The 16,381-nt window shown below is 64.3% G+C and carries 16 protein-coding genes; 9 read left to right on the forward strand and 7 right to left on the reverse strand.

Going from position 1 to position 16,381, the window contains the following annotated elements; genetic code table 11:
* The gene (locus IY716_RS01885) at window positions 1–651 is read left to right on the forward strand and encodes a TetR/AcrR family transcriptional regulator (RefSeq protein WP_218219951.1); all 651 of its coding nucleotides are present in this window, start codon (window positions 1–3) and stop codon (window positions 649–651) included.
* Here IY716_RS01885 and IY716_RS01890 read toward each other — a convergent pair.
* The gene (locus tag IY716_RS01890) at window positions 645–2,621 is read right to left on the reverse strand and encodes a primary-amine oxidase (protein ID WP_218219952.1); all 1,977 of its coding nucleotides are present in this window, start codon (window positions 2,619–2,621) and stop codon (window positions 645–647) included. The two genes, IY716_RS01885 and IY716_RS01890, sit on opposite strands and share 7 nt — an antisense overlap.
* 75 nt (window positions 2,622–2,696) lie before the next feature.
* Here IY716_RS01890 and IY716_RS01895 point away from each other — a divergent pair, with 75 nt between their 5' ends.
* The gene (locus IY716_RS01895; protein ID WP_218219953.1) at window positions 2,697–3,182 is read left to right on the forward strand and encodes a hypothetical protein; all 486 of its coding nucleotides are present in this window, start codon (window positions 2,697–2,699) and stop codon (window positions 3,180–3,182) included.
* 10 nt (window positions 3,183–3,192) lie between these two features.
* Here IY716_RS01895 and IY716_RS01900 read toward each other — a convergent pair whose 3' ends face one another.
* The 6 genes from IY716_RS01900 to IY716_RS01925 form a co-directional block, all read right to left on the reverse strand.
* Window positions 3,193–3,816, reverse strand: a complete 624-nt coding sequence (locus IY716_RS01900; protein ID WP_218219954.1) for a cysteine hydrolase family protein — start codon at window positions 3,814–3,816, stop codon at window positions 3,193–3,195.
* 32 nt (window positions 3,817–3,848) lie between these two features.
* A complete protein-coding gene (locus IY716_RS01905; RefSeq protein ID WP_255316543.1) occupies window positions 3,849–4,202 on the reverse strand; it encodes a biopolymer transporter Tol in 354 nt (117 codons plus the stop codon).
* Window positions 4,203–4,598: 396 nt separating this feature from the next.
* A complete protein-coding gene (locus tag IY716_RS01910) occupies window positions 4,599–4,904 on the reverse strand; it encodes a transcriptional regulator (protein WP_218219955.1) in 306 nt (101 codons plus the stop codon).
* Window positions 4,888–5,352: a hypothetical protein gene (locus IY716_RS01915; RefSeq protein WP_218219956.1), complete on the reverse strand. Its 465-nt coding sequence runs from the start codon at window positions 5,350–5,352 to the stop codon at window positions 4,888–4,890. Before IY716_RS01915 ends, IY716_RS01910 begins: the two co-directional genes overlap by 17 nt.
* An 816-nt stretch (window positions 5,353–6,168) precedes the next feature.
* Window positions 6,169–6,894 (reverse strand): AAA family ATPase, encoded by a 726-nt coding sequence (locus tag IY716_RS01920; RefSeq protein ID WP_218219957.1) that lies wholly within the window; start codon window positions 6,892–6,894, stop codon window positions 6,169–6,171.
* A 489-nt stretch (window positions 6,895–7,383) separates the two neighbouring features.
* Window positions 7,384–8,220: an aldo/keto reductase gene (locus IY716_RS01925; RefSeq protein WP_218219958.1), complete on the reverse strand. Its 837-nt coding sequence runs from the start codon at window positions 8,218–8,220 to the stop codon at window positions 7,384–7,386.
* 333 nt (window positions 8,221–8,553) lie between these two features.
* Between IY716_RS01925 and IY716_RS01930 the strand changes: the two genes are divergently transcribed.
* The 7 genes from IY716_RS01930 to IY716_RS01960 all read left to right on the forward strand — a co-directional run bounded on the left by IY716_RS01930 (window position 8,554) and on the right by IY716_RS01960 (window position 16,365).
* Window positions 8,554–9,942 (forward strand): deoxyribodipyrimidine photo-lyase, encoded by a 1,389-nt coding sequence (locus IY716_RS01930; RefSeq protein WP_218219959.1) that lies wholly within the window; start codon window positions 8,554–8,556, stop codon window positions 9,940–9,942.
* Window positions 9,943–10,153: 211 nt separating this feature from the next.
* Window positions 10,154–11,569 (forward strand): DEAD/DEAH box helicase, encoded by a 1,416-nt coding sequence (locus IY716_RS01935; protein ID WP_218219960.1) that lies wholly within the window; start codon window positions 10,154–10,156, stop codon window positions 11,567–11,569.
* Between the two features lie 155 nt (window positions 11,570–11,724).
* Complete coding sequence (locus IY716_RS01940) at window positions 11,725–12,873, forward strand: GAF domain-containing SpoIIE family protein phosphatase (RefSeq protein ID WP_218219961.1); 1,149 nt, start codon at window positions 11,725–11,727, stop codon at window positions 12,871–12,873.
* On the forward strand, window positions 12,870–14,828 hold the full coding sequence (locus IY716_RS01945; protein ID WP_369699554.1) for a glycosyltransferase: 1,959 nt from the start codon (window positions 12,870–12,872) through the stop codon (window positions 14,826–14,828). Before IY716_RS01940 ends, IY716_RS01945 begins: the two co-directional genes overlap by 4 nt.
* Complete coding sequence (locus tag IY716_RS01950) at window positions 14,825–15,157, forward strand: STAS domain-containing protein (protein WP_218219962.1); 333 nt, start codon at window positions 14,825–14,827, stop codon at window positions 15,155–15,157. Before IY716_RS01945 ends, IY716_RS01950 begins: the two co-directional genes overlap by 4 nt.
* Window positions 15,150–15,578 (forward strand): ATP-binding protein, encoded by a 429-nt coding sequence (locus tag IY716_RS01955; protein WP_218219963.1) that lies wholly within the window; start codon window positions 15,150–15,152, stop codon window positions 15,576–15,578. The genes IY716_RS01950 and IY716_RS01955 overlap by 8 nt, the downstream gene beginning before the upstream one ends.
* Before the next feature lie 43 nt (window positions 15,579–15,621).
* Window positions 15,622–16,365: an MBL fold metallo-hydrolase gene (locus IY716_RS01960; protein WP_218219964.1), complete on the forward strand. Its 744-nt coding sequence runs from the start codon at window positions 15,622–15,624 to the stop codon at window positions 16,363–16,365.
* Window positions 16,366–16,381 lie beyond the last annotated feature (16 nt).

A 16,381-nucleotide genomic window follows, 5' to 3' on the forward strand; every position in this document is an offset into this window, starting at 1 on the left:
ATGCCGAAGAAGATCGACCGCGAAGACCGCCGAGCGCAGATCGTGCGGACCTATCTGAAGATCGCTGCGCGCGACGGACTCGAGACCACCACCTCGCGTGCTGTGGCGAACGAGCTGGGCGTCTCCACCGGGGCGCTCTGGCACTACTTCGCCGGCTTCGATGATGTGGTCTTCCGCGCATTCCAGCTGATCTTTGATCGCACCAACGACCGTATCGCCAAGGGCGTGGCGGAGCATACGGGGCTGCGCGCCCTCTGGGAGATGCTCGAGGAGATTCTGCCTGTGGGACCCGAGACGGAGCGCGAGGCCTTCGTCGTCGTCAATTTTTGGGGCCGCGCCACGTCCAAGCCGGACCTGGCGCAGTTTCAGACCGAGGTCGCCGCGCAGTGGCGACGACAGCTCCTCACCCACCTGCAGGAGGCGGTGGACGCCGGTGAGCTCGCCCCGAGCGCCCCTCTGGCGGGACTCGCCGATGTCCTGATGGTGTTGATCACTGGCTTCCAGGTGGAGTGCGCGCTGCAGACCACGCTGGCCTCAGCGCAGAGGCAGTGGCAGACCATCCACCACTGCCTCTCCGCCTGGCTGACCGGGACCGGCCTCGAGGCCATTGCGCACGCCTCCACGAGCAGCCCCGGCCCGTCGACTCAGTGACAGGAGCAGCCTCCAGCCTCGGCGGACTCGGCCGCCCCTGAGCCTGCGGCACAGTGCCCGGACGTCTCGGGCGGGACGTCGAGTGTGGGGTTGCGGTCGAAGAACCCATCCGGGGTAAGCGTGAACCCGGCGTAGTCCACCGGCATGATCGGCCAATCCTCTGTGCGCGGGAAGTGAGTCAGGCCAAAGGTGTGCCACAGCACCAGGTCTTGCCCTTCGAGCGAACGATCCTGGGTGATGTACGCGGGCAGACCGCCGGACCCTGGGTTGAGGTTCACCTGGTCCCCGGCCGGGAAGCGCTCGTCCCTGTCGTATTGGGTCACCCACAGGTGGTGTCCGGCGAAGGCTGCGCGCTTGCGGATGGAGGAGTCTTCTGCCGCGAGCAGCGTGGGGCTCTCCTCGGGGTGCAGCACGTATGAGGTCGGGGCGCCCATCCGGTTTGTCCGGTCCGCGCTGCTGACCCGCCACACCCTGCCCACGGATCCCTTGGCGTCGCGGACCGCCTGCTGCTCCGTGGTGAGTCGGGTGATGTCGCGGGTGAAGGCATTGCCCCAGGGGTTCTCTGCGCTGGAGGGCACGCGCGCGGCATCGATCTCGTCCACGGAGTTGCGGGTCCCGTCCACGCTCATGTCCAGCCGGGCGCAGAACAGATGCTGGTGCACCGGTGCGCCGAGTCCGGGAGCGATGTGCGTGGCGTAGGGATAGTCTGCCGAGGGCATTCCGGAGGTGAACACGATCCCGGTGGCCTTGGACTCGAGCTCGATCTTCCCGTCCAGATAGAGGTACCAGTAGAAGCCGTAGTCATAGTTGCCCACGGTGACGAAGAAGGAGATCACCAGGCGGCGCTGGCGGCGGACCTCGCTGGTCCCGGAGAAGTCATCGCTGTGCTTCCACAGCACCCCGAAGTCCTCCTCATGGATGCAGATCGCGTTCTTGAGCGTCTGCGGCTGACCGAGATCATCGACGACGACGGCGTCCACGTAGGTGATCTCCCCCTTGCAGTCACAGCCGAGTTCCAGGGCGTTGGCGAGCCGCCCAAACTGGTACTCCCCGACGTCGAAGTAGTTCTGCCAGGCGTGGGAGGGGGTGGGGTCGCCGTAGTTGACCACCATCTCTGCGATGGAGCCCCGGTAGAGGATCGGCCGGTCCTCCCCCTGGTCGCGGAAGCTGAGCTGATGCAGAGTGAGTCCTTCCCGGCCATTGAAGCCGACGCGGACCTTCCAGTTCTCCCAGGCCAGCACGCCGTCCTCCAGGGAGAAGCTGACGCCCTCGGGCTGGGTGATGGAGATCGGCTTCAGGCTGGTGCGGTACTCCCCGCGCACCGCTGGATCCAGATAGTCCCCGGACTCCTCGGGGACGTGCATGACCTCGGTCTCGATGACGCGCAGCACCTTCTCATTGGTCAGATCCACATGGGCGACGACGCCGTCGATCGGATGCGCCCAGACCGAATCCGTGGGGTAGTCCTGGCGGAAGGCCAAGGCGCGCACCACCCGGACACCCACTTCATCGTCATAGCCGAAGACACCGGCCGAAAGTCCCACGACGATGACCTTGTCCAGGTCGGTGACGCCGCGCTTCGCGATCGCGTCCACCCAGCGCTGATCCGACTTCACGATGGGATCGGCACCGGCGAGGTCCTCGTCGAAGCTCGGGGCGGTGCCCTCAGCGACGGCGTCGACGTCGCGGCGCTCCACGATGCTGCGCTGATCCAGGTCCACCACGAGATCGGTCAGGGTCAGTGTGGAGAGGTCGGTGAGCAGCAGCGAGACCTCGCGGGGCAGCCGGTCCTCGGGGGACCAGTCGAGAACTGCCTGCTTCTCGGGTTCGCGCAACGTGACGTAGGAGACGCGGGTGGCCTCATTCATGAGTCCTTCACGCTCGAGCACGCTGCGCATGGACTCGATCTCCTGCACAGAGAGTGGAGTGAGGGGATGTCGGGGCTGCGGGGTTGACGTCTTGTCAGCCATGGTGGTCCTCCTTATAGTTGAGCGCACGCTCAAGAATAAATATGACACATTTCACACGTATTTCGGAAGGGTCACATGGACGTGTTGTTGCGGATCCGGCGCACAGCCGCCGTGGGCGCCGGCGCCTCTGGGATCCTTCACCTGCTGATGCTGGGGCACGGAGGTCATCTGGGCTGGAGTCTGCTGATGACGGCCATGGCCATCGTCTGCCTTCCCTGCGCCGGTCATCTCTGGCGCATGGCGAGCGTGCGTTCTTGGACGCTGATCGGCGTGATGAACTGCGGGATGTTGGTCATGCACCTGGGGATGCTCGCCTCGAAAGACTCCACGCTGCCGGTGGCGGACAGTGCGCTCACCAGCACGACCGCGCTGGTGAGCGCGGCGGGTGCCCGGAGCGCCGTTGCTCAGGCACACAATCACGGGGATTCGGTCATCAGCCTCGCCGGGCTTCATCCGGCGCTGCTTCCTTTGGCAACCGCGGTGGCGGCACTTGAGATGCTCCTGGCGGGACTCGGGTGGTATCTGCTGCGTCGAGCGGACCGCGCCGTCGCCCGAGGCTAGCTGACACGGGTCAGCTGGACCCGTGTCCGCGGGGGTCTTGAGCCTGCTCGGCACCGGGTCCTGCCAGCACGTCGAGCAGCGCCGCTGTGCGCAGCACCGTGGCAAACTCTCCGCCCAGGTTCGTCGCGGTGATCGTCGAGAGCGTGGCGGCGCAGACCGTCTCACCCTCCGGTGAGGCACGGTCGAAGGTGTGGGTGGCATCGATGGCGAAGTACGTCTCATAGCCGAGGTTCCCGGCCATCCGAGCGGTCGTCTCACAACAATGGTTGGTCGTGATCCCGCAGATCACGACCTGCTCGATGCCCTTCGACCGAAGCCAGTGATCAAGGTCTGGTGTGCCGTAGAAGCTGGAATTGACGCTCTTGCGCACCAGAACGTCTGGGCTGCCTGTGACGACGTCCTTGAACTCATGACCGGCAGACGCTGGCGCCAGGGGCGAATCGGGGTCTCCCGAGTCGTGCTGGACGAAGACCACGGGCCACTGTCGGTCTCTCCAGTGCGCCAGCAGTGTCGAGATGTTGCGCTCGCAGTCCAGGTTGTCGCGTGGGCCCCAGTACTGCGCGTCATCGAATCCGCGCTGTACGTCGATGACGATGAGCGCTGGCCGCTGTGGGGAGATCGCGGGTTCTGACATGGACCCATGGTAGACGTGGTCGCCGTCCACGCTCACTCGGGGAGCTGGTCGAGTTCCTGCAGTGCGGCGCGCGCCGCCTCGAGCCGCGCTGACTCATCTCGCTCCCACCAATAGGGGCCGCGCTCCCCCAGGCCGGTCTTGGCGAGATTCACCCGCTTCCGCGCCCGGGCTACCCGCTCGTCGTCGCCGGTCTTCTTTCCCGCTCCCACGGAGGACCTGCCCCGGCCCAGATGGGATTTCAGCTGCGCTTCAAGCTCTGCCGGGAGCGCCGGGTCGGTGCGCCGCCAACGCCGGCCCTTGATCACGAGCCACCGCGCGGAATCCTCTTCCGAGTTCTCAGTGGATCCAGCGTTCTCAGTAGATTCAGCGCCCTCCGCCATCGACATCTCCTTCACCGGCCCAGTGTGTGAACGTGTAACCATATGCGGCAGTTGGGATCACCGCGACCTTTCTGTGTGACTCCCTCGCGCTGAGGCTGGTCGGCAGCCGAGTGGTAGCGACGCTGTTCTCACTGGACCCTGCAATCGGCGCAGTGATCGGAATCTTAGTCCTTGTCGACCCCTTCACCTGGACGATGGGCCTGGGTATCGGCATCATCGAAGCCGCTGAGACGATCACCGCAGGCACCCCGGCGTCCGCAGAGAGAACCGCGAGGCACCCAGGCCGACCACCCGGCTGATGACCCCCAGGTTCGAGGGTTCGGGGCAAGCTCGCGCGCGATTGCCAATCCTTCACAGGGCAGTTTGTCTGGCAGTTCGTGAGCCTACATTTCTCGACTGGGCTTATGTCGTCTCGTCGGTCATCGCGCGCAAGGACGCGACGTGACCGACATATGCTTTCCGGCCATTCCTGCTCAGTGCGACTCTGACGTAGCTTCGTCCGCCTTTTGAGAACCGCTCTACTTCTACGTAGCCAGCCTCGGAGAGCTGCTTGAGGTGTTTGCTCAGCACTGAATCGGCGACCTCGAGCGCGTCCCGTAGCTGAGCGAACTCGGCCCACTGTAGAGGGGCCAGACTGGCGCAGATGCGCAGCCTTACGGGGGCATGGATCAGCTCGTCGAATCCCACCTGGCTAGACGCAGCTTTCACTGGCGTCCTTGAGCCGATGTTGCAGGTCCGCCTTGCGTGCGAGGGAGATGGAGGTCCAGGCGAGTGCGAACACTACGAGCCACTTCGCGGCAACTTCTCCCCAAGAACCCGGCCCCCAATATCCGCTGAGGTGAAGGACCGCGGAGAACAGCAGGAAGTAGACCAGATAGGCCTTCGAGCGTTCGAGTGCGTGTCGCCGTTTAGGTCGCTTCCGCATGACCAGGTAGTACCAGAGGAATAGTGGCACCGCGAGTGCACTTAGACCGAAGATCACGGGCCACGACACCACATTGATGAGAGCAAAGACGGTCGCAATGACTGCCACCAAGGCGAACATGAATCCGCGGGGCGCGTCTGTGGACTCCACCATGGAGCTGGAAGCACCGTCGACGTCAGCCAGTGCCTGGGCCGGGTTGAACTCGGTTGGCCATGAATCGTCACTCGTCATAGCACCCTCTCTTTCCGTTGCAGAAAACCTAGGTTTTCCGATATAGAAAGTCAAGGATTTGATGTGCACTGTGCGTTGCCGAACTGGAGTGAAGGTCCGACAGGTAGCCTCACCGCGATACGAGACACGAAGGCAAGGTATGGAGCTCCGCCCGAGGTTCTTATTTCAGACGAGGAAGTATGCGAACCTCTCGACTCTTAGGCCTTGCGAGCGTCCCGCTCTTACTCGTGTCTTGTGCTGAAGGTGCCGGGCAGTCTGGCACCGGAGCATCAGACACTGACGAGGACGTACAAGAACGTATGGACAAGGCAACAGCAGCTCTGAAGGAACAAAGTTTCGAATCCTGGTACGCGTATGCAGTCGAGAACTCGGGGCCTTCCGGCGGAGGCACAATGTTGCCCCCAGAGGATGAAACTACCGCGGTCTTTGTTTGGTGTGAGGGCACAGATCACGGACCCTCGTTCTTCCTGGACGGTGAGGAACAAGAGGTTATGCCTCGTTCGGAAGATGGACAAGCCTTTGAAGTTGTCACGGACTCCTCGTATGCAGGGTGGCTGGAAATCGAGGCGGAGCAGGGCCCCCGTAGTGCACAGTGGGCGTTCGCGGTAGGGGTCACCCCGGAGGAGAACGCGAGCGTGGATACTGCCAACTAGTGCTGGCCGGGTGGGCAAGTGACTTTGTGCGACGTTGTGCTTCAGGGCCACGCCCCGTGAGTGCTGATCAACCCAAGTGAGCTCCGACTCTGGGGAAGCCCGCAGCGCCATCCCACCCCGGGCAGGCGAGATCGCAAGATGGGGAGTTGGGGCGGTGGTTCAGCTAGAGGTGTCTGAGGTAGCGCTCGGGCGAGGAGAGGAAGGCTTGCCAGCTCGTGACGAGGTCGAGATCCTCCCACTGTCGAGGGCGGAGGCCCCAGCTACCCACCTCGAGCATCTGTGCATCTGGCAGGGCGGCCAGGAGGGGTGAGTGCGTTGAAAGGATCACTTGGGAATCCCCTGCCGCCACAATGTCTTTCAGTACGCTGAGCAACGCTAGGCAACCCGAGAAGGACAGGGCTGATTCTGGCTCGTCGAGGAGCCACAGACCCGATCCACGAAATCGATCACCTACGAGTTCGAGGAACGATTCACCGTGGGACATCTCGTGGAACGGAAGGTCCGGCAGCCCGCTCGTGCTGGGGTTCGACTCGAGGTAGCTGAAGAAGCCATGCATCGTTTCGGCTCTCAGGAAGTACCCACGCCGGGTGGCACCAGCGTTTCGGACCACTTGGAGGTGATCGGCGAGTACCGACTCCGTGGAACGTGTGGTGTGCTGGGCTCCTGTCGAGCCTCCTTCGGGGGACAGCCCGTAGGCCAAGGCGATTGCCTCGATGATGGTCGACTTACCGGATCCGTTCTCACCCACTAGGACGGTAGCCGGGCCGAGATCGAGCCCATGATCGAGGATCGTCGCTACAGGCGCCAACGTCGCCGGCCACATCTGCCGGTCCAGTGTGTTGGACGGATCTTCGGTCAATCTTCGGATCGGGAACCGTTCGAAGGCCATGTGTCCAGTGTGTCAGCCACAATGCTGGATCGGGCCCCGTAAAGGGATCCCTCTGCGTGCACCGAGTCCTCAACCGGACCATGAACGCACGTAAGCCGGCCCCTCAGCGGGCACCTATCTAGATCCCACCGACCCGAGACCCCTCACCCCGGCAACAGGATGCACTCGAAGCCCGAGGAACCCGCCTTGTGACCCGAATCGTGAGCAGGCCGGGCATGCTCCCAACTTCTGGATCTGCCAGATAACTCAAGGCACCACACATGTTCCTACTTGCGTGCTCACAAGCCTGCCGACAGGCGCCTGGTTCTTTCTCTTGACCGCACCGCTAGGCAATGGTTCACCCGTTTGAAGGCGCCCCAGTGCGGGTGTGCCGCACCGATAGCCGATCCTTCACCGGGCGTATATGTTGAAACCTCCGACGCACATCGGCCTCGCCGGGAGGACCGTGATCCTCCCGGCGAGGCCGATGTCTATACATCTTCGCGCTGACTACGGAATGTGGTCGAAACTGTCTGGGTCAGGACCGGTGCGCTGATCCTTGTTCAACCCCGAGATCGCCACGACGTCCTCCTCGCCAAGCTCGAAGTCGAAGAGGTTAAAGTTCTCTTCGATCCGGGAGCGGGTCACCGACTTCGGAAAGACGATGTGGCCTTGCTGGATGTGCCAGCGCAGGGTCACCTGGGCGACAGTGCGGTCGAGACGCTCAGCGATCTCATTCAGCAGCGGATCCTCAAGCACCGCACCCTTTGCAATCGGTGACCATGCCTCAGTAGCGATGTTGTGCTCGGTGTCGAAGGCGCGGACTTCCTCATTGGTGAGGTACGGATGGATCTCGATCTGATTGACTGCAGGAACAGTGTCGGTCTCATCAATCAGCCGCTGCAGGTGGGACACCTGGAAGTTGGAGACGCCGATCGCCCGCGCCTTGCCGGTCTTGTAGATCTCGATCATTGCCTTCCAGGTTTCGACGTAATCCACACCGATGGTCGGCAGCGGCCAATGGATAAGGAACAAGTCCACCTGCTCTAAGCCGAGTGCGCGGAGAGACTCATCAGTGGCGCTCAGGGCGTCGTCGAACCTGTGGAAGCTGTTGTTCAGCTTGGAGGTGATGAAAACCTCGTCCCGAGAAAGGCCAGACTCTTTCAAGGCTTGTCCCACCTCGGCTTCATTGCCGTACATCTGAGCGGTGTCGATGTGCCTGTAGCCGACTTCAAATGCCTCCAGGACCGCACCCTTGGTAGTCTCGGGAGTGATCTGGAAGGTGCCGTATCCCAGCTGCGGGATGGTGACACCATTGTTGAGTGTGATCTGAGGAACTGTCGTCATCGTCGGGTGCTCCTTATAGTCGCGACCGCCGGCGCAAGGGCCGGGTCCACGAGCAAGAACGTGAAGAGTGGCGGTCAGTATTCCTGCTTTGGCCCGGAAGGTTTTGCCGCTATGCCGCTATAGGGGAATGGACATCGGGCCTAGGACTGAGATGGCCGCGTCCAATTTAATCCTGTCGCTTCACCTCAACTGAAGGCCGCAACTTACTGCCGCACTAACGTCGCTAAGATGTCTACCCTCCCGAAGCCGCCTCGAGGTGGCCTTGGGGTATCACCCTGCTACTGTGCCAGCCAGACAGCCGCGCAGGCGGCATCGCTTCATTGAAAGGCATTCATGACCCGCACTCTGGTCTGGTTCCGCGACGATCTGCGCACGGCAGACCACGAGGCGCTCGCGGAAGCCTGTCGCCGCGCAGAACATCCGGGCGACGTCGTCGCACTCTATGTCCTGGATGAGGTCAGCCCCGGTGTCAGGGCCCTCGGTGGCGCGGCCAAATGGTGGCTGCACCACGCATTGGGCTCCCTGCAGGAGAACCTCGCGGAGCTGGGCATCCCCCTGCTGCTGCGCAGCGGTGACCCTCGGCAGATCCTGCTAGAACTCGGCGGCGAGCTCGGTGCGCAGCGGGTGCATTGGTCCCGGCGCTACGGCGGTCCCGAACGCGAGGTCGATGCCAGCATCAAGGCCGCGCTGCCTGAGCACGGCATCGAGGTGGAGAGCTTCAACGCCTCCCTGCTGCATGAGCCCTGGACTGTGCAGACCAACACCGGAGGGCCCTATAAGGTCTACACCCCGTTCTGGCGCCAGATCAGCGTCCGGGACCCCGGCCCCACGCGGGACCGACCAGCCGCCCTGGGAACTCTGGAGACCGCATGGGCCGCGCTGCCGCAGCCCGGCCCGCGCACGGATCGTCTCGAGGACTGGGAGCTGCTGCCGACCCGGCCGGACTGGGCCGGAGGCCTGCGCAAGACCTGGACCCCCACCGAGACAGGTGGCCAGGAGCGGCTGCGCGATTTCCTCGAGACCCAGGTGCAGGACTACGACGACGCCCGCGATGTTCCCGCCGATGATGACACCTCGCGCCTGTCCCCCTACCTGCGCTTCGGCCAGCTCAGCCCGCGGCAGGTCTGGGAAGCCGCCCATCAGCAGAGCCCCGAATCGGTGAGCACCTTCCTCTCCGAGATCGGCTGGCGGGAGTTCTGCTGGCACCTTCTCTTCCACTTCCCCCACCTGCCGCACACCAACCTCCGCTCCCAGTTCGACGCCTACCCCTGGAAGTCACGCAGCGAATCACCCGAGGAATTTCAGGCCTGGACCAAGGGACGAACAGGCTTCCCCTGGGTCGACGCCGGCCAGCGCCAGCTCTGGGAGACCGGTCATATGCACAACCGTGTGCGCATGGCCTCGGCAAGTCTCTTGATCAAGAACCTTGGCATCGATTGGCGTGAGGGCGAGGCCTGGTTCTGGGACACCCTGGTCGACGCCGACGCCGCGTCGAACCCCGCCAACTGGCAGTGGGTGGCCGGATGCGGGATGGACGCCGCACCCTATTTCCGGATCTTCAACCCTGAGCGCCAGCGTGACCGCTTCGACCCGAAGGGGCGCTATATCAGCGCCTGGATTCCGGAGCTGAACACACCGGAGTACCCCACCCCGATCATCGACCTCAAAGCCTCTCGCGAGGAGGCTCTGGCGCACTACAGCCAGATCAGCGGCAAGGGCTGACATTAGGACTGTGCCGATAAGCAGGTATAGTGGGGAATCTGGTGACCACCTCGCGTGGTTGCCTGCGTCGTAAGAACGCCTTGATCAACGGGGCCGTGCCGTTCCACCGGCCCACGTTTCAGCAGTGATTTTCTCGCGGCGACCGAGTGCATCAACCGATGCCTTCGCCCTATGCCAGACCAGTTCCCGGCCGGTGACCCCTGCCCTCTCTGTGTCTGGCGCTTTCCGAAAGGCTCCCGCCATTTCTGAGACCCAGACCTTCGCCGAACTCAACGTCCCCGCACCGCTGGTGCGCGCACTCGCTGCAGACGGCAAGATTGACGCTTTCGCCATCCAGCAGCAGACCCTCGCCGACACGCTGAACGGACGCGACGTCCTCGGCCGCGGCAAGACCGGCTCGGGCAAGACTCTCGCCTTCTCCATCCCGATGGTCGCCCGCCTTGGCGAGCAGGACGCGGCCAAGCGCCGACGTCCGGGCCGCCCACTCGGCCTCGTGCTCGCTCCCACCCGTGAGCTGGCCACGCAGATCAATGCTGTGCTGGAACCCCTGGCCGCCTCATACAACCTGAAGACCACCACCGTCTTCGGCGGTGTGACGGCTTCGCGCCAGATCAACGCGCTGAAGTCCGGCGTGGACATCGTAGTCGCCTGCCCCGGTCGCCTCGAAGATCTGCTGAACCAGCGCGCACTGACCCTTGAGTCTGTCGAAATCACGGTGCTGGACGAAGCCGACCACATGGCCGACCTCGGCTTCCTGCCCGTGGTCACCCGACTGCTTGAGAAGACCGACGCCAAGGGACAGCGCCTCTTCTTCTCCGCCACACTGGACAACGGCGTGGACAAGCTGGTCAAGCGCTTCCTCAACAACGAGGTGCTGCACTCCGTGGACGAGGCCACCTCCCACGTCTCCGCGATGACCCACCACGTGTTCGAGGTCAACAACGACGACAAGCGTGACCTGGTAAAGCAGCTCGCTTCCGGCACCGGTCGCCGCATCCTCTTCACCCGCACCAAGCACCAGGCCAAGAAGCTGGCCAAGCAGCTCACCGAGCAGGGCACCCCCGCGGTGGACCTGCACGGCAACCTGTCCCAGTCCCAGCGCGACCGCAACCTCGCAGCCTTCGGTGAGGGCGACATCAAGGTCCTCGTGGCCACCGATGTTGCCGCCCGCGGCGTCCACGTGGATTCCGTGGAGCTCGTGGTCCACGTGGACCCGCCGGCCGAGCACAAGGCGTACCTGCACCGCTCGGGCCGCACCGCGCGCGCCGGCAGCGCCGGTGATGTGGTCACGGTGATGCTCCCCGAGCAGCGCCGCGATACCCAGGCCCTGCTGCGCAAGGCAGCCATCGCCGTGCACCCGGTTCGGGTCAACAGCGAATCCGAGGCCGTCAGCGATCTGGTCGGCGAGACCGCCCCCTTCGTGAAGCCCTCCCCCCGCGCAGCCGTGCAGCAGCAGCAGCCCCGCCGTCGCTCCGGTCCCCCCTCCTCCCGCGGCGCCGGACCGGCCCGCGGCGGACGCGGCGGCTCCTCCCGCGGCGGTCAGGGCGGACCCTCACGCGGCGGACGCAGCGGCGCTCCCCGCGGCGGTTCGGCCTCGGCCGGACGGTCACCGCGCCCCACGCGCTGAGCACCACACAGGACTGACTCCGTGCGCAGGACCCCAGGCCTTGGGGTCCTGCGCACTCACGTCGCCCCAGGTGGAGGGGCCTTACGGCTCATCCACCGTGTACTAGGGTGACTCTCAAGCAGTTCTCTGAAAATCAGCTTGAGAGGAGCCTGAGCGTGGTTGACGAAGATCGACGCCAGCGAGCGCTGGATGCACTGAACATCCTGGACACGCCACCGGATGAACGCGTGGACCGCATCACTCGCCTGGCGCAGCAGATCTTCGGCGTGCCCATGGTCAGCGTCAACCTTCTCGACCGGGACCGCCAATGGCGCAAGTCGGAGGTCGGCATCGGCGTCAAGGAGGTTCCTCGCGCCGACGGGTTCTGCGAGGCCACGATCCAACAGACCGGCACCCTGGTCATCGAAGATGCAGCGCAGGACCCCAGCTGGGCCTCAAATCCTTTCGTCCTGGGTGATCCTCATCTTCGCTTCTACGCCGGCCATCCGTTGCAGGCCCCCGGCGGTGAACATGTGGGCACCCTGTGCATGCTCGACACCGAGCCCCGGCAGCTTGGCGAGCATGAGCGCGAAGTGCTCGCAGACCTCGCTTTCTGGGTCCAGACCGAACTTGCTCAACAGCAGGAGCTGGACCATGCCGCAATCGTGCAGCGAGCTCTGAACCCTCGAGATCTTCCGCAGCCCTCCGGCTTCACGGTCACCGCAGGCTCTGCACCCGCCGGCAGCGTCTCCGGGGATTTCCACGATGTGGTGCTCCAGGGTGACACGCTCCGGATCACCCTGGCTGATGTGATGGGCAAGGGCACCGGTGCGGGGATCATCGCCTCGGCTGTACGGGCCTCCATGCGCACAGCTCCTGATCGTTCAGTGCTCGAGACGGTCGCAGAAGTTGATGCCCTCCTGGAACATGACATCGGTGACCTGAACATGTTCGTCACGATGTTCTGCGCGGAGTTGAACACCACCACGGGACAGATCAGCTACGTGGACGGCGGCCACAGTCTGAGCTTCATCTACCGAGCAGACGGAACCTGGGAACACCTCAGCTCCACCGGGTTGCCGCTGGCCATGGGCATGGACGAGCCGCATGAGCTCGGCACGGTGCAGCTGCACCCGGGAGACGCTCTGATGTGCTGCAGCGACGGGCTGCTCGATCTGCTGGATCTCGAGGACCCCTTCGGTCAGGTGGGAGAGATTCTCGACGTCTCCGGCGTCGACGGAGCGGTGCAGGAGGCGTTGCGCTGGGCGGTGCGCGGCAAGGCTCCGGATGACGTCACGGTCGTCGTCGTCAGGAGAGAGGCGTGAGCAGACGGCTCATCCTCATTCGCATCCTGGCAGTGCTGGTGGTGCTGCTCGGTGTCAACTACATCACCTGGCGCTGGTTGGAATCGATCAACTGGGAGGCCTGGTGGATCGCAGTGCCGCTGATCGTGGCCGAGACCTACAGCCTCATCGACACTATTCTCTTCTCCACCACCATGTGGCGAGCCAAGGAGCGGGAGGGCCCGAAGTCCGAGCCTCAGGGCACAGTGGACGTCTTCATCGCCACCTATAACGAACCCGTCGAGATGGTCATGGAGACCGCACGCGCCGCCAAGCGCATCGCCTATCCTCATGAGACCTGGATCCTCGACGACGGCGACCGGGCGGAGATGGCCGCAGCCGCCCGCTCCGCAGGGCTCGGGTACATCACCCGCACGGCCGACTGGCAGGACAAGCCTCGTCACGCCAAAGCGGGAAACCTGAACAACGCGCTCTTCGAGACCGAGGGCGAGTTCCTGCTCATCCTCGACGCTGACCAGATCCCCGACCCGCTGATCCTCCATAGGACCCTGGGGTACTTCGCTGATGACCCGCAGGTCGCGCTGGTGCAGACGCCGCAGTGGTTCATCAACGTCAACGAGGCGGATCCGCTGGGCAGCCAGGCACCGCTGTTCTACGGGCCCATCCAGCAGGGCAAAGACGGGTGGAACGCGGCGTTCTTCTGCGGATCCAACGCCGTGCTGCGACGAGAATCACTGATGCAGCTCGGGATCGTGGGCTACGTGCGCGACGTCGAAGACTCCACTCAGCGGACTCTGCGGGCAGCGGAGAAGCTCCTTGGGCGCGAGGCACGGCGGAACCAGTCAGTCCCCGAGCTGCACCTGGAGCTTCGAGAACTGCGTCAGGAGGTGACGCGGGCACGCGCTGACATCTCCCAGGCCGAACCGATCGCCGAGGTGACGTACCGGCTGCGCGCGAAGATCGACGCAGCCTCCCGCAGGCTCGTGGACAATGACCTCGCCACGATGGCCGATGACCTGGCAGCCATCGAATCGCTTCCCATCCAGCGCGACGCCGAGCTGGGCACCTTGGTGGTCAACGATGTCGCTCTAGATGCGCTGGCCACCCGTGAACTCTCCCCTCTGGGCGCGGTGAAATCCGTGGCCGCCCTGCTGGACGCGCTGCGTGTAGATCGCCCGGAGGAGGCCCAGCCGATACAGCCGCTGGCCACCATCTCGGTGACCGAGGACATGGCCACCGCCATGCAGCTGCACGGCATGGGGTGGCGCAGCGTCTACCACCACGAGGTGCTTGCTCGCGGCCTGGCACCTGAGGACCTGCAGACCATGCTCAAACAGCGTCTGCGCTGGGCCCAAGGGACGATGCAGGTCTTCCTGCGGGACAACCCGCTGGCCAAGAAGGGCCTCTCAGGCGGTCAGCGGCTGATGTACTTCGGCACCATGTGGAGCTATCTCTCCGGCTTCGCCGCACTGGTCTACCTCGCCGCACCGATCATCTACCTCACGCTCGGGATCCTGCCCGTCACAGCCTGGAGCGTGGACTTCTTCGCTCGATTCATCCCGTACTTCCTGATGAACCAGCTGCTCTTCCTGGTGGTCGCCCGCGGCATCCGTACCTGGCGGGGCCAGCAATATTCACTGGCCCTGTTCCCCGTCTGGATCAAGGCCTGCACCAGCTCCTTCGCCAACGTGGTGTTCAAGAAGCCGCTGAGCTTCGTCGTCACCCGGAAGGACGGGCGCAGCGCAGAGGGCCTGCCGCTGCGCGAAGTGTGGCCGCAGCTGACCGCCATCGTGCTGCTGGTCATCGCCTTCGTCATCGGCATCGTCCGGGTGCTGGTGGGCGCCGGAGATGGCACCGGCACCTTGGTCAACACCGTCTGGGTCGGCTACGACCTCGCCGCGCTGAGCATCATCGTCCAGGCAATTTTCTACAAGGGCCCAGCGGCATACGCCGAAGAGCCGAAGGGAGTCACATGAAGCTGACAGTCACCACTCACGAGGGTTACGCGGCAGTGCGACCGGTGGGGCGCCTCACCGCCTCAGGAGCTCCGCGGCTCAAGCAGGAGGTCCAGAAGCTGATCGAGTCCGGGCAGCCGCGGATCGTCGTCGACCTCGCAGAGACCGAGTTCATCGACTCCTCCGGACTTGGAGCGCTGATCGGCGGGCTCAAAGCTGCGCGGGTGGCAGAGGGCGACCTCCGTCTGGCTTCCGCCACCGAACCGGTCAAGAGCGTGCTCAAGCTGACCAGCCTGGACCGGGTGTTGAAGGATTACCCCACCGCGGAAGCGGCATTCGGGAATGAATGAGACCACGTTTCGCAGATCGCTCAGGGGCACTGCCGAGCTGCCCTTTGTTGAAGAGGTTCTCGACGCCCTGACGGCCCTCTACGAGCAGGCGGGAAATGTCTCCGAGGAGGATCGCACGTTCTTCTCGCTGGCGGTCAGCGAGGTCGCCACCAATATCGTCACGCACGCCTGTGCCTCCCCCACCGGCCAGCTCTCCGGCGTCTCCGTCTCGGTGGACCTCACGGTGAAGGCCAAGAACCTCACGGCGAGGTTCGTGGATGACGCCGCGCCCGCCGACATCATCGTGGCGGAGGCGGCACTCCCTGATGAGCTTGCAGAATCTGGCCGAGGCCTCGCGATCGCGACGATGGCTCTGGACCAGCTCACCTACGACGTGCATGATGGCAACACCTGGAAACTGCTCAGGCGGCGCCGCAGCTGACCCGATCCTCATCCTTGAGTCCCACCGAATGGAGTATGCCCACATGATCACACTCGAGGTCGCGCCCGGCATTCATCGGGTCTCCGCAGCGAATGTGAACTGCTACGTCATCGAGGACCAGAAGGGCATCACCCTGGTCGACGCCGGGCTCCCACGGATGTGGGAGGGCGTCATGGAGATCCTCAAGGCCCGGGCTCGCATGCCTCATGAGGTTCAGGCACTGGTGCTAACACACGCGCACTTTGACCATATGGGCTTCGCGCTGCGCGCTCAGCAGAGCCTCGGCGTTCCGGTGATCGTCCATCACCGCGACGCGTGGCTCGCCGCCCACCCGTATCGCTACGCCACCGAGCGCAACCGGCTCCTCTACCCCTTCACACATCCACGCTCGCTGCCGCTGCTGGGGAAGATGGCAGTCTCTGGAGCTCTCAACGTCAAGGGGGTGCACGGGATGCAGCTCATGCCCGATGGTGTGATGCTCGAGATCCCAGGAAACCCGGTCCCCGTGCACACACCGGGGCACACGGACGGGCACTGCATCCTGCACCTGCCGGATCGCCGCGCGGTGTTCACCGGTGACGCCCTGGTCACCCTCGACCCTTACACCGCCGAGACGGGGCCGCAGATCGTGGCCGGCGCAGCGACGAAGAACACCGCCGAGGCGATGGACTCCCTGCAGGCCATCGCGCTCACGGAGGCCCAGCATGTGCTGCCCGGACACGGGGCGGCATGGCATGAGGGCGCCGAGGCGGCGGTGGAGGCCGCGCGGAAGGTCGGCGCGCACTGATCCCAGGAAGCTCGGA

The sequence above is a fragment of the Nesterenkonia sp. Act20 genome, from assembly GCF_019173455.1.
In the GTDB taxonomy this organism is placed as follows: Bacteria; Actinomycetota; Actinomycetes; order Actinomycetales; family Micrococcaceae; genus Nesterenkonia.

Bases quoted from the DNA above. Each gene is read 5' to 3' on its own strand.
- IY716_RS01900 (WP_218219954.1), bottom strand. From the start codon at position 3,816: ATGTCAGAACCCGCGATCTCCCCACAGCGGCCAGCGCTCATCGTCATC.
- IY716_RS01955 (WP_218219963.1), top strand. From the start codon at position 15,150: ATGAATGAGACCACGTTTCGCAGATCGCTCAGGGGCACTGCCGAGCTG.
- IY716_RS01915 (WP_218219956.1), bottom strand. From the start codon at position 5,352: ATGACGAGTGACGATTCATGGCCAACCGAGTTCAACCCGGCCCAGGCA.
- IY716_RS01960 (WP_218219964.1), top strand. From the start codon at position 15,622: ATGATCACACTCGAGGTCGCGCCCGGCATTCATCGGGTCTCCGCAGCG.
- IY716_RS01890 (WP_218219952.1), bottom strand. From the start codon at position 2,621: ATGGCTGACAAGACGTCAACCCCGCAGCCCCGACATCCCCTCACTCCA.
- IY716_RS01925 (WP_218219958.1), bottom strand. From the start codon at position 8,220: ATGACGACAGTTCCTCAGATCACACTCAACAATGGTGTCACCATCCCG.
- IY716_RS01885 (WP_218219951.1), top strand. From the start codon at position 1: ATGCCGAAGAAGATCGACCGCGAAGACCGCCGAGCGCAGATCGTGCGG.
- IY716_RS01895 (WP_218219953.1), top strand. From the start codon at position 2,697: ATGGACGTGTTGTTGCGGATCCGGCGCACAGCCGCCGTGGGCGCCGGC.
- IY716_RS01950 (WP_218219962.1), top strand. From the start codon at position 14,825: ATGAAGCTGACAGTCACCACTCACGAGGGTTACGCGGCAGTGCGACCG.
- IY716_RS01930 (WP_218219959.1), top strand. From the start codon at position 8,554: ATGACCCGCACTCTGGTCTGGTTCCGCGACGATCTGCGCACGGCAGAC.
- IY716_RS01905 (WP_255316543.1), bottom strand. From the start codon at position 4,202: ATGTCGATGGCGGAGGGCGCTGAATCTACTGAGAACGCTGGATCCACT.
- IY716_RS01920 (WP_218219957.1), bottom strand. From the start codon at position 6,894: ATGGCCTTCGAACGGTTCCCGATCCGAAGATTGACCGAAGATCCGTCC.